This is a genomic window from Shewanella piezotolerans WP3 (genome assembly GCF_000014885.1).
GTDB classification, from domain to species: domain Bacteria; phylum Pseudomonadota; class Gammaproteobacteria; order Enterobacterales; family Shewanellaceae; genus Shewanella; species Shewanella piezotolerans.
This window is the reverse complement of the sequence record NC_011566.1, coordinates 3309292-3321839: the sequence shown is the minus strand read 5'-3', so window position 1 is coordinate 3321839 and position 12548 is coordinate 3309292. Positions and strand designations below refer to the sequence as shown.

10 protein-coding genes are annotated in these 12548 nt (G+C 43.4%); 5 read left to right on the top strand and 5 right to left on the bottom strand.

Features of this window, described 5'->3' with window-relative positions; genetic code table 11:
* The first annotated feature begins 17 nt into the window (after window positions 1-17).
* From nrdD to SWP_RS14140, 5 genes are all read left to right on the top strand, one after another.
* Complete coding sequence (nrdD, locus tag SWP_RS14160; protein WP_020913224.1) at window positions 18-2135, top strand: anaerobic ribonucleoside-triphosphate reductase; 2118 nt, start codon at window positions 18-20, stop codon at window positions 2133-2135.
* 70 nt (window positions 2136-2205) lie between these two features.
* Window positions 2206-2670, top strand: a complete 465-nt coding sequence (nrdG, locus tag SWP_RS14155; protein WP_020913223.1) for an anaerobic ribonucleoside-triphosphate reductase-activating protein — start codon at window positions 2206-2208, stop codon at window positions 2668-2670.
* Between the two features lie 134 nt (window positions 2671-2804).
* A complete protein-coding gene (locus SWP_RS14150) occupies window positions 2805-3161 on the top strand; it encodes a YibL family ribosome-associated protein (protein ID WP_044555947.1) in 357 nt (118 codons plus the stop codon).
* A gap of 223 nt (window positions 3162-3384) precedes the next feature.
* Window positions 3385-4002 (top strand): GTP cyclohydrolase II, encoded by a 618-nt coding sequence (gene ribA, locus SWP_RS14145; RefSeq protein ID WP_020913221.1) that lies wholly within the window; start codon window positions 3385-3387, stop codon window positions 4000-4002.
* 80 nt (window positions 4003-4082) lie between these two features.
* Window positions 4083-4892, top strand: a complete 810-nt coding sequence (locus SWP_RS14140; protein WP_020913220.1) for a hypothetical protein — start codon at window positions 4083-4085, stop codon at window positions 4890-4892.
* Window positions 4893-4991: 99 nt separating this feature from the next.
* On the opposite strand, the gene SWP_RS14135 is transcribed toward SWP_RS14140, so the two are convergent.
* The 5 genes from SWP_RS14135 to SWP_RS14115 form a co-directional block, all read right to left on the bottom strand.
* Window positions 4992-5348, bottom strand: coding sequence for a VF530 family protein (locus SWP_RS14135; protein ID WP_020913219.1), 357 nt, complete (start codon window positions 5346-5348; stop codon window positions 4992-4994).
* A gap of 132 nt (window positions 5349-5480) precedes the next feature.
* Window positions 5481-7904, bottom strand: a complete 2424-nt coding sequence (locus SWP_RS14130) for a S8 family serine peptidase (RefSeq protein WP_020913218.1) — start codon at window positions 7902-7904, stop codon at window positions 5481-5483.
* A 642-nt stretch (window positions 7905-8546) separates the two neighbouring features.
* Window positions 8547-8867, bottom strand: coding sequence for a rhodanese-like domain-containing protein (locus SWP_RS14125; protein ID WP_228371159.1), 321 nt, complete (start codon window positions 8865-8867; stop codon window positions 8547-8549).
* A 183-nt stretch (window positions 8868-9050) separates the two neighbouring features.
* Window positions 9051-9260 carry a YgaP family membrane protein gene (locus SWP_RS14120; protein WP_044555946.1) on the bottom strand — a complete coding sequence of 70 codons (210 nt, stop codon included), beginning with the start codon at window positions 9258-9260 and terminating at the stop codon, window positions 9051-9053.
* Between the two features lie 74 nt (window positions 9261-9334).
* On the bottom strand, window positions 9335-12547 hold the full coding sequence (locus SWP_RS14115) for an efflux RND transporter permease subunit (protein ID WP_020913215.1): 3213 nt from the start codon (window positions 12545-12547) through the stop codon (window positions 9335-9337).
* Window position 12548: the final 1 nt, after the last annotated feature.

Here is a 12548-nt window from a genome sequence, read left to right as displayed (position 1 = left end):
TAAATAGGAGCTTTACAATGCCAGTGGTTATTAAACGGGATGGTTACCGCACGCCTTTTGACGAAACAAGGATTAAAGATGCAGTGATAGCAGCTGCTAACTCGGCAGGTATTGATGATAGCGCCTATGCAGAAAAAGTAGCAAAAAATGCTGCCGACTCTGTCGCTATGCTAGATGAAATAAACATCCACGATCTGCAAGATGCCGTCGAAAACTTATTGATGGAAGGCCCTTATAAATCATTGGCTCGGGTATACATTGAATACCGCCACGATCGAGATATAAAGCGCGAAGTCAGCAGTCGACTCAATAAAGAGATCCGTGGTCTTGTTGAGCAGAGTAATGCTGCGCTTTTGAATGAAAATGCCAATAAAGATTCAAAAGTAATCCCAACTCAGCGCGATCTATTAGCTGGCATTGTGGCTAAACACTACGCCAAATGTCATATATTGCCAAAAGATGTTGTAGCAGCGCATGAGTCAGGCGAGATTCACTATCATGACTTAGATTACGCGCCATTTTTCCCGATGTTCAACTGTATGTTGATTGATCTCAGTGGCATGTTGACCAAAGGTTTTAAGATGGGCAACGCTGAAATTGAAACACCTAAATCAATTTCTACGGCGACAGCTGTTACCGCGCAGATTATTGCTCAGGTTGCTAGCCATATATATGGCGGCACTACGATTAACCGTATTGATGAAGTGTTAGCGCCTTTCGTTGCCAAAAGTTACGACAAGCATTATCAAGTTGCGCTAACTTGGGGTATTACAGACGCCAAAGCATTTGCGACTTCATTGACCGAAAAAGAGTGTCATGATGCATTTCAGTCACTTGAGTATGAAGTAAACACATTGCATACCGCCAATGGTCAAACGCCATTTGTTACCTTTGGTTTTGGACTGGGAACGTCTTGGGAGTCTCGACTTATTCAACAGTCGATGATGAAAGTGCGTATTGCAGGCTTAGGTAAGAATCGTAAAACTGCGGTATTTCCTAAACTAGTTTTTGCCATTCGTGATGGTATTAACCACAAAAATGGCGATTGTAACTACGACATCAAGCAACTTGCATTGAAGTGTGCCACAACGCGTATGTACCCAGATATCCTCAACTACGAACAAGTTGAGAAGGTAACGGGGTCATTTAAGACTCCAATGGGTTGTCGTAGCTTCCTTGGTACGTTTGAAGAAGAGGGTGAGCTAGTACATGAAGGGCGTAATAACCTTGGCGTGGTAAGCTTAAATTTACCGCGAGTAGCACTTGAGGCCAAAGGCGATGAAGCTGAATTTTATCGCATCTTAGATCAGCGCTTAGCAATTGCTCGCAAGGCACTAGATACTCGTATAGAGCGTTTAGATGGCGTAAAAGCACGAGTCGCTCCGATTCTTTATATGGAAGGAGCTTGTGGTGTTCGTTTGCGCGCTGATGATGATATCTCTGAGATATTTAAAAATGGCCGCGCTTCAATTTCGCTCGGTTACATTGGCTTGCATGAAACCATTAATGCACTTTATGGCACCGAAACGCATCTATACGACAACGGGCAGTTGCGTGCTAAAGCAATTGAAGTGATTCAATACTTGAAAGCGGCAACCGATAAATGGAAAGCGGAATCTGGTTACGCTTTCAGCCTTTATAGCACCCCTAGTGAAAACTTGTGTAGCCGTTTCTGTAATCTTGATGCCAAAGTATTCGGTGTTGTAGAGGGAGTAACTGCTAAAGGTTATTACACTAACAGTTTCCATTTAGATGTTGAAAAGCAAGTCAACCCGTACGATAAGATTGACTTTGAACAACCTTACCCTGAAATCGCAAACGGCGGATTTATCTGTTACGGCGAGTTCCCCAATATGCAGAACAATGTTGAAGCATTGGAAAATGTTTGGGACTACAGCTATTCAAGAGTGCCTTATTACGGCACGAATACACCGATTGATGAGTGTTATGACTGTGGATTTACCGGTGAATTTAGCTGTACCAGCAAAGGTTTTACCTGTCCTAAATGTGGCAACCATGAACCTAGCAGAGTATCGGTAACACGCCGAGTCTGCGGCTATTTAGGTAGCCCTGATGCAAGACCATTTAATTATGGTAAGCAAGAAGAGGTTAAGCGCCGTATTAAGCACCTTTAATATAGCGTGTGCGGCAAATCCAATAAGGTGCTCTCATAGGCACCTTTTTGTTATCTAGAAAGAGATTTTTATGCATTATCATCAATACTATCAAACTGATGTGATTAATGGTCCAGGTACTAGAGCGACGCTATTTGTTTCTGGTTGCGAGCATCAATGCCGTGGTTGCTATAATCAGTCAACTTGGAATCCGTGCTCTGGTCACTTGTTTGATGAGCAGATGATGCAAACCATTATTGACGATCTCAATGATAGTCGCATTAAAAGACGTGGTCTTTCTTTGTCAGGCGGTGATCCACTATTTCCTGGTAACCTCAGCGCCATACTTGCGCTTGTCACGCGAGTTAAAGAACAATGTCCAGGTAAAGATATTTGGTTGTGGACAGGCTATCTGCTTGATGAGTTAACCGCCGAGCAGCAAGCCATTGTTGAATTGGTTAATGTGGTAGTTGATGGCAAATTTGAGCAATCTCTTGCCGATCCTAGCTTAGTTTTTAAAGGTAGTAGTAACCAAGTGATCCATTATCTAAGATAAGCTAAGCATAAACACTAGGTAATATTGGCCTATATGCTGTTATAATAAGGCAATAATGATAAACAGCGTCAAAATATTTTGAGGCTGTTTTTGTTTCTAGATAAGTTATTTAGATTTGAATTTAAGGTTTGTAAATGAATTTAAAGCAGGAGCTGCAAACGCTCAACGATAAGCTCGACAAATTTCGTCGTAAGTTGGCAGCAGCTGAAAAGCGTGATGATCCTGGGGTCATAATCCAATTTAAACGTGAAATTGCTACGTTAACTAAGCGCATAGCTAATGTTAAAAATCAGCAGAGTCGTGAGTTAGGTAAAGAAGGTGCGTCGGTTAAAGACCTCAAATTTAGCCGTGTATTGACCAAAGCCGAGCAAGCTGACATGGGCAAGTTGAAGAAGTCTGTTCGTGGTTTAGTGGTTGTGCATCCAATGACCGCACTTGGTCGAGAAATGGGCATCAAGCAAGTAACAGGCTTTGCACCGAAAGAATTTTAGGCTAAATGCCTATTAAGTTATTCATTTAGTGAGCCGCTTCAAGGTTATGTATAGACGCGCAGCTTATGCTGCGCTGAAATGCTTTGTAATTTGTCTAACGTATTCCTGTTCATTGTAATGTCTAACATTAGATTTAATTCTTCAGCAAGTTTGGTTTGAAAATAATATCGTTACTAGGATTTCAGCAGTCTCAGGGAATGAGAGTAGTCGTTAAGGTTTTATCATGTCGATTAAATATATCGCGTCGTCTAAATTGCCAACACCTTGGGGTGTTTTTGAAATGCATGGCTTTGAAGATAGCGAGACAGGTAAAGAGCATGTTGCGCTGACATTAGGCGTATTTGATGCCGAAAGCCCTATTTTAGGCCGTATTCACTCTGAGTGCTTAACGGGTGATGCGCTTTTCAGTTTGCGTTGTGATTGTGGTTTCCAATTACAAACAGCAATGCAGAATATCGCTGAAGCAGGACAGGGGTTTATCCTATATCTACGCCAAGAAGGGCGGGGTATTGGATTACTCAATAAAATCCGTGCTTACGAGCTACAAGATGGTGGCGCAAATACCGTAGAGGCCAATGAGCGCCTTGGTTTTGCTGCAGATATGCGTAAATATGACATGATCATCCCGATGATGGAGCAGATCGGTATCAGTAAAGTCAGACTGATGACCAATAACCCTAGAAAAGTAAAAGCGATGCAAAGCTTTGGACTAGAGGTCGTTGAGCGTGTTCCACTGCAGGTCGGTAAAAATCGTTATAACGAAGGTTACCTAAAGACCAAATCTACTGAATTGGGTCATATGATGTCTGAGCATCATTTTACCGAAGAAGGTAAAGACTAAGCTACATTAACCGTGGATTTTTCAAGGTTATACCGCTATATTCAGGGCTATCTATTAGAGACCAGTTAAGTTAATTTTTAATGATGGCCCTTGTGCGTTCCCTTTCTGTTTTGCTGTTGCTTTTTATCCCCCCTGTTAATGCTGAAACGGATTACAGTCATTATGCTTTTGCTAACTATTTAGGTAGCGGTGTTTATCAAACCTCTGGCCAAAATGCCACTGTTGTTAATATCCCCTTGAGTTTCGAACTACAACGGTCGGAGACGGAGTCCCTAGTACTTCGGACGCCAATTTCCCTGGGATTTTTCAATTTTACCTGGAGCGATATTCCTGATGGAGACTTTCCTGACAGCGTCGGAACGGCAACGTTTACACCTGGGATCGAGTATCGAGTAAAAACTACCGATACCCATGAATTTCAAACTTACGCTGACTTAGGTTTCGGAACAAATACCACTAATGGTAACGACGTCATTATATACTCTGCTGGGATGTCGAGTTTGCTCGATTTTGAGTTAAGGGAGACTGACCCTGTTTGGGTAAACCGCATTTTTTTTGCTGGTTATAATAGCCTTGATGATGCTCAAAGCGAGACCTATTCAGCCATTCAATCAGGGGTCGATATAGGGACTAATTATCACTTCCAAGTAGCTGATGTAGGTATTGAACCAAGATTTTTTGTCGCGGGTTATTGGTATTTTGATAAGCTTAGGTTTGTCACACCGTTTGAGGAAGATGTATTAGTAACCAATAGCCTTGAGGCTGGTATAACGCTGGCATTTTCAAAGCCAATTGGCTGGGATCTATTTAATATGAGCCGGTTTGGTATTAGCTATCGAGCGGGAGATGGAGTGCAGGTTTGGCGACTTATATTTGACTTCCCAATATAGCTTTTCTTAAATTGTGCAGGTTGAACGGGTAAAACGACTAAATAAAAAGGCTTAACAATACTAATTGTTAAGCCTTTTTATTACTGTCTGTAATAGATGTTAATTGCCCCAGATATTGGCATTTACTTGAGAGTTATCATCTGAGTCTTTGCTAGGCCTATCTGCTGCTTTGTTCTTCGCCGTGCGTAATGTTTTATCACTGGCTTGATAGCCATCTTCTCTAGGCTTTCTAGCGGGCAAAGGTAGCTTGTTCATCTTAAGGTAGAGGTATTCGACTTTCTCTCTCGCCCAAAGGGTTTTACGTAGAAATCTTAGGCTTGATTTAATACTTGGGTCATGTTTGAAGCAGCGCACGTTAATACGCTCGCCAAGCTCTTCCCAGCCATAATGCTCGACGAGGTCAGTCAGTAAGGCTTCTAGCTTAATACCGTGTAATGGGTTGTTTACTTGGGTCATGGTGTATGTTCATTGCAGATGCTATTGCAGTAATTATATCAGTTTTATCAGCGAAAATGTTATCAATGCAGAGCAAAAAAAGAGAGCCTTTAACTAAGGCTCTCAAAGTTCACTTCTAACAAAGGTCAGGGGTTACTGAAAGCTTAGCTCCCATGAGTTGATTGTGCCCGTATCACGCCTTGCACTGTCTACGGCCTTTAGCTGCCAATTACCCGCAGAGTCGGCTCCAGACATATCGACGGTATAGGTTTTTACTATGTCGTTAGCACTGCCACCGGTATTGTCATGCAGTATGGCTATCTGGCCCGTAGGGCTATGCAATTCGACTTGTAAGTCACCAATATAGGTGTGACTAATGTTTACTTTTACAGTCACGGTTCCAGAATCCCCTGTGCGTGATGCTGCAATAGTACTGGTGACACCAGCGCTATTATTATCGGGAATACTGTAACTGCTGTTATTGGTGTAGGTTGCAGCGCCACCAGTTCCGCCTGATCCGCCACCCGTATCTTCAGTGAAGTTTGCCACGAGGTTAACGCCACTGAACGTACTATAACCTTGCACCATCACATAGTAGGTGCCGGCTTGTGCAGTTGTAACTGGACAAGATTCAATATTGCCACCTTTCCATGGACGACAATCATAGCTATCAGTCGTTGGCGCTGCACCATACTGAACGTACAGATCAGCATCACCAGTACCACCGCTCATGTTAAAGCTTAAGTCTGTTGCACCAGCGGGTACGTCGATAGAGTAGTGCAGTTCATCATTCTTAGCGCCAGATAGGTTAGACTTAGCTACGCCATTGACTAGCTCGTTATCGCCACCGCCAGAACCTGGATCGGTTGGACCCGTACAAGACTCATCTAGATACGCTTTTGCTGCAACAGCGTCAACTAGGCCATAGCCTGTGTTGTTATCACGGCCAGCGGTCTCAAGATCTTCCGCTGTAGCATTGAGTGCTGCTCGAATTTGTGCTGCGCTACACTGCGTATGATGACTCCACACAAGTGTTGCTACACCTGATACATGGGGGGTCGCCATAGAAGTACCATTGTAGTATTCGTAATCTTCGTTATCAGTGTTGGCAACCGTAACTGACGCGCCAATTTGATTGCGAAGGGCAAGACCTGTAGCACGGTCAACAGAGACCGAAACGATAGGCGCTTCGTTATTACTATCAACTAGAAATGGGTTTTGTAGGCCAGGCAGTGTGCTGTTACTGTAAACTATCACGCCGCTTGCTCCCGCAGAGTTACACGCTTTCACAGCATCTATTTCAGGGTAGCTTGCTCCCTGATTACCAACACGCTCTACAAGACAGATCTTGTTTGCCATGTTGCCACAGTTGAAAGTGCTGCCGTTAACGGTACATTCAGCAAGTGTCGCGGTAACGCTACCAATCAATGGGGTAGGTACATGACTCGAACCTGATTGCACGTAACGGTTATGTGGAACCACGCCGTTATCAAAGTAAGACTGACCAGCAATCGTGATGTCTGCTAGACGACCTTCGCCTCGAGTGACGGTAGAAAGAATGGCTTCACCTGGACCAGAGATTTCAACTTGGTTGGTAAATTGAGAGAATGCTGCATGATCTTTGTTGCTATCAACTGCAGCGACAGACATCACAGCATCATAGGATGCAGGGTAGCTGTGTGTGCTATTACCCGCGTTACCCGCAGCAGCGATAAGCAACACGCCATTACTTTCATGCGCCGCGAGGGCATTCTTCTCAGTATTACTTGAGCTAGAACCCCCTAAACTCATTGTTACTACATTGGCCCCGTTGCTAACACAGGTATCGACTGCAGAGACTAAAGAGGATGAGTAACCCCAGCCTGAAGCATTAAATACTTTAATCACATGAATGTTGGCATTCTGGTTTGGCATTACGCCTACAACGCCCTCATTGTTTGCAATAGCTGCAATTGTGCCCGCAACATGTGTTCCGTGAGCATTACCCGCACCTGGATCAAACCAGTTTCCGGTTCCGGAGTTGTTTGTGCCTGTTACATTGTTAGCATTAAGGTCGTTATGTCCACGATCGTAACCAGAGTCAATGATACAAATGGTACGGTTGCCTGCTTGACTATCGCTTAATGTTGTTGCCCCGACATAAGTTTGCCCCCAAGGAGTTGTTTCGCTTAGCAGACGACGTGGCACATCTTCTTCAACATAATCAACATCAGCGCGGAATCTAAGCGCTTGAATGTTCTTACTATCTAACTTTACGGTATAGCTGTTACTGCGACCAATGCGCTTCATCTCTTTTGCGGAGACGCTGTTAAGCGCGCGGAAGTGAGAAAAGACTTCGTTGGCTCTTGGTTGATACTCTGCGTCATCAATAGCATTTGTTGCCATTGAAAAGCCAGCGGCAGCGTCTGCAGTTTTAAACTTTACGATATAACGCTTAGGCAGCGGGTTTTCGCTATTAATTTGGGCTGCACTGCTGTGTAAACCAGGAGTGAAAGAGGGAGCCGCGCTAACACTTGCTGAGATCGAAAGTGCAAGAACGGACAGGCTTAATGCTGTTGTTACTTTACTTGTAGTCATAACTGTCTTCCATGTTAATCAGGATATTTGGTTGTTTCTTATAGTATTTGCAGTAGAGGATCTCGTGATCACTTACTGCGCTAAAGAATGTATCTATAGTTGTTACAGTTGTAAAATAGATGTTAACTGTTGATGGCGTGTTTTTAGTTAGGTGGACAGATTTCTTTACGTGAATAGTTATACTTGCATTTAGCTGTTTATCGGGTTGTTAGTCGGTTTGGTTGATTTTTCATTCGGGTGGCTAAGTGGTAGATATTGATGGTATTAAGTATACGTTTGTGCTTGAGTCAAGGGAGCTACTTGTAGGTTACTAATATTAAAGAGTATTAACTGTGTTTTTAATTTAGTAATAACTTATTCTTATTAGTGCTTAATTTGAAGGGGGGAAATGTTTGCCCTGCCTGTTTACAGGTGGATCTTACTGATATATCGCTCGTTTGGGTTTAAAGAGTCGATTGAGGCATTTTAATAGAGTGCTTGCAGTTGAAAATGCTAACTGTGTAACTTTTTAATGCTTACATTAAGATGAAAGAAGAGGCCACGCAAGAGTGGCCTCTGTCATTGAATTAATCATTAGTAAAAACAGTTAACACTTATAGTTTTATAGTATATTACAATTGGTTTGGGTGTTATTACTTAGCCTTATTTTGGTTGTCGCTGCATGAGCATTTGGTAACCGCCACCATTGTATGTATGACTATACCCGGCGCTGATCAGGGCATCATTAGCTATACCACTACGACGGCCGCTGCGGCAGTACAAAACCACAGACTTATCTGTTGCGATTTTTCTCTCAGCAAAAGCCTTTGCGATCTGCTCAAAAGGAATATTGATTGCGTTCGGTAGGTGGCCTTGTGCAAACTCTTCAGCGGTTCTCACATCCACAATCAAGGCGCCAGCATCAATTTTTTGCCATGCTTGCTCAACATCTTTATCTACTGCCAGTGCAAATTTGCTAAACATAAATAGCACAAAAGTTAGTGCCGTAAAAACGATGACATTTGATCGTTTATATTGGAGTTTATGCATGTAACTCATCAATTTTCCTTAATATTATTATTTGGCGACTTTTGATGTTGCTCCGCATTGGTATTGATGAGGGCTAACTAACAGCCCTTGATTTTTTATGAATGCAAAAACAATTATCTAATCAGTCGCTAATTGGGCCTCTGACTTAAAACCAAACTTTTTAAAAACAATGGCTGCAGGACAAAACCCAGTATAGGCACTCTGGGTTAAGTTTACCCCAATAAACGCTGTTAACCAGACAAAGTTGTGACTGACCCATAAAGTTAAAGCAAGTGAAAGCAAAATCATCATTCCAGCAAAAGCCATAATGGCGCGTTCTAAAGACATAGTGTTACCTCTCACAGTGTTAAGTTCATTTGATTAAAAACGTGCCGACTATCAGCACGCGGTATGACAACTGATTATTGATAGCGCTTTTTCATCACCGCATAGTAAAGCACTGGGATGACTACTAGCGTTAGCAGTGTAGATACGAGAATGCCGAAAATAAGGCTGATCGCTAAGCCATTAAAAATAGGGTCGTCTAGAATGAAAAGCGCGCCGATCATCGCTGCCATTCCCGTCAACATAATAGGCTTTGCTCGAACGGCGCCGGAGTGAATAACGGCTTGTTCAAACAGTACGCCTGCAGCAGTTTCTTGGTGGATAAAATCAACGAGTAGGATTGAATTTCGAACGATTATTCCAGCAAGTGCAATCATGCCGATCATCGACGTTGCAGTGAACTGTGCCCCGAGTAATGCATGACCAGGCATAACGCCAATAACCGTAAGAGGGATCGGCGCCATGATGATGAGTGGTACGGTATAGGACTTAAACTGTGCGACGACCAGCAAGTATATTGCAATCATGCCGACAGCATACGCGATCCCCATATCCCTGAATGTTTCATAGGTTATTTTCCATTCGCCATCCCACAGCACCGCGACACTATCGAGCCCTGTGGGTTGATTAATATAGTGTTGCTCAAATCCAAGGCCATTAGCGGCGTCTATTTTGCCGACCATATCAAACATGCCATATAGCGGACTATCGAGCGGACCCGCCATGTCGGCAACTACCATTATCATCGGGATCATGTTCTTGTGGATTATTGGCGCATCGATGGTACCGTGCTGAATATTCAGTAACTCAGACATTGCAATAGCTTGGCCTTCGCTATTTTTAATCGTGAGATTCATTACCTGTTCTAAGTTGAACTTGTCAGACTCTTTGAGCTGAATACGAATAGGCACTGGGTATTTTTGCTTGGGCATATGCAAGTAGCTAATATCTTTACCGCCAATGCTGGTGGCCACGAGATCGACCACCTGAGCATATTCAACACCAAGCAAGCTCGCTTTGCTTCTATCTATATTAACTTGCCATTTGGCCTGCGCTGCAGGTAGATAGATATCAATATCTACTACATCGGTAGTTTGATGGAATAGCGCTTGTAATTGATTGGCTGCTTTTTCTCTAATCGCTTCACTCGGGCCATAAACCTCAGCGAGAATAGGCGACCAAACAGGTGGCCCTGGCGGAACCTCAACCACTTTGACATTAGCGTTATATTGCTTGGCTATCTGTTGCAGCGGCCCTCTAACCGCTAAAGCAATGCTGTGGCTGTCTCTGTCCCTATGTTGTTTATCAACTAGGTTCACCTGAATATCACCAAGCTCCTGAGTTTGACGTAAAAAGTAGTGGCGTACTAAGCCATTAAAATTCATCGGTGCGCTGGTACCCGCATAAAGTTGATAGTTATCAACTTCATCAACGGTGTTTAGGTGCTGCGCGAGTGCTTTCAACGTTCTCTGGGTTTGCTCTACTGGCGTGCCTTCAGGGAGATCGACCATTATTTGAAATTCTGACTTGTTGTCAAAAGGCAGCATTTTGAGTACTACTAACTTACCAATAGGCAGTGCAACGGCACTAGCGATAAGAACGAAGATCCCAGCGGCTAAGCCAAAGCGTGCCTTTCTAGCATTTTTCCCTGTTACAAACGGTCCAATTAGTCGATTAAAGGTGCGTACCATCACACCGCCGTTTTCCATTTCTTGTTTCGCCGTCTTATTGTCAGCCTGATTTACATCGTGTTTTAACAGTTTACGGCTGAGCCAAGGGGTGACCATAAAGGCGACTGCAAGAGAGATGAGCATGCCCATACTGGCATTTATAGGAATAGGGCTCATATATGGACCCATAAGCCCTGATACAAACGCCATCGGTAGCAATGCTGCAATGACTGTAAAGGTTGCCAGAATGGTTGGTCCACCGACTTCGTCAACGGCAATGGGGATGAGCTCGCTAAAGCTTCTTTTACCCATTGCCATATGGCGGTGAATATTCTCAACCACAACAATGGCGTCATCCACCAAAATACCTATCGAAAAGATAAGTGCGAACAGGGAGATTCGATTTAAGGTAAACCCCCAAGCCCAAGAGGCAAATAGCGTCAGCGCAAGCGTAATGACAATGGCGATTCCAACTACTAATGATTCTCTAAAGCCCATGGTGAGTAGCACTAATATGACCACTGCAGAGGTTGCAAAAATCAGCTTTAGAATAAGTGTATTAGCTTTGTTACCAGCCGTTTCGCCGTAGTTACGAGACACTGAAATATTGACCGTATTTGGCAATAAGATATTATCGACTTTATCGACGCGCTCAAGAATGGCATCAGCAATATCTACGGCGTTAACGCCTGGTTGCTTGCCAATGGCAATGGTGACGGCAGGGTAGATATTGTCTTTATCGCCATGCCAAGCAGTTTGGCTGGGAATATCTGCTTTTAATGTGATGTCTGCAATATCGGCGAGAAATATCGGCGCAGCTTGATTATCGCTGTCTTTGCGAACAGCAATTACCAACTGTTTTACATCATCAAGATTGTTGATGAATTGGCCTGTTTGCACTTTAATCTGTTGGTTTTGTTGTACCAGAGAAGCTGGCATAGAGACATGGTTGTTACTACTTAACCGATTATTGATTTCATCATATGAGACGCCGTAATAGTTCATTTTAATCGGGTCAATACGAACATTAACGATTAGCTGTTGTGAACCGACAGAGTTTATCTCTCGCGTTCCGGGGATCCTTTTAAGCTCAGTTTCTAAACCGTTGGCAACATGAGTGAGTTGCTCAGCTGATATCGCAGTATCTTTTGACCAAAGGGTTAAACTAACAATCGGTACATCATCAATGCCACGAGGTTTAATCAGTGGTTCACCAACGCCTGATTCTAAAGGCAGTTTGTCCAAGTTGGCATAGATCTGGTTATAGAGCTTAACGATAGCGTCGTTTCTGGCTATACCCACTTCAAAGATGACGATGAACATCGCGCCATCTGGCTGCGAGAATGAATAAAGAGTATCAATCCCTTTAAGTTCAGAAATTATTTGCTCAGTAGGCAAGGTGACTAAACTTTCAACCTCAGCGGGTGTTGCGCCAGCAAACGGAATATAAACGTCGGCAAAAGTGACATCTATTTGTGGTTCTTCCTCTTTTGGTGTAACCAGTACGGCAAAGAGGCCAAGCAGTAAGCCAAGTAGCGCCAGTAAAGGGGTGATAGCGCTTTGCTGAAAGCTAGCAGCAATCTTGCCGGAGATCCCTAAGCTATTATTGTTATTATTCATC

Coding starts and splice junctions, on each gene's coding strand:
- nrdD (WP_020913224.1), top strand. CDS start 18: ATGCCAGTGGTTATTAAACGGGATGGTTACCGCACGCCTTTTGACGAA.
- nrdG (WP_020913223.1), top strand. CDS start 2,206: ATGCATTATCATCAATACTATCAAACTGATGTGATTAATGGTCCAGGT.
- SWP_RS14150 (WP_044555947.1), top strand. CDS start 2,805: ATGAATTTAAAGCAGGAGCTGCAAACGCTCAACGATAAGCTCGACAAA.
- ribA (WP_020913221.1), top strand. CDS start 3,385: ATGTCGATTAAATATATCGCGTCGTCTAAATTGCCAACACCTTGGGGT.
- SWP_RS14140 (WP_020913220.1), top strand. CDS start 4,083: ATGATGGCCCTTGTGCGTTCCCTTTCTGTTTTGCTGTTGCTTTTTATC.
- SWP_RS14135 (WP_020913219.1), bottom strand. CDS start 5,348: ATGACCCAAGTAAACAACCCATTACACGGTATTAAGCTAGAAGCCTTA.
- SWP_RS14130 (WP_020913218.1), bottom strand. CDS start 7,904: ATGACTACAAGTAAAGTAACAACAGCATTAAGCCTGTCCGTTCTTGCA.
- SWP_RS14125 (WP_228371159.1), bottom strand. CDS start 8,867: ATGTTTAGCAAATTTGCACTGGCAGTAGATAAAGATGTTGAGCAAGCA.
- SWP_RS14120 (WP_044555946.1), bottom strand. CDS start 9,260: ATGTCTTTAGAACGCGCCATTATGGCTTTTGCTGGAATGATGATTTTG.
- SWP_RS14115 (WP_020913215.1), bottom strand. CDS start 12,547: ATGAATAATAACAATAATAGCTTAGGGATCTCCGGCAAGATTGCTGCT.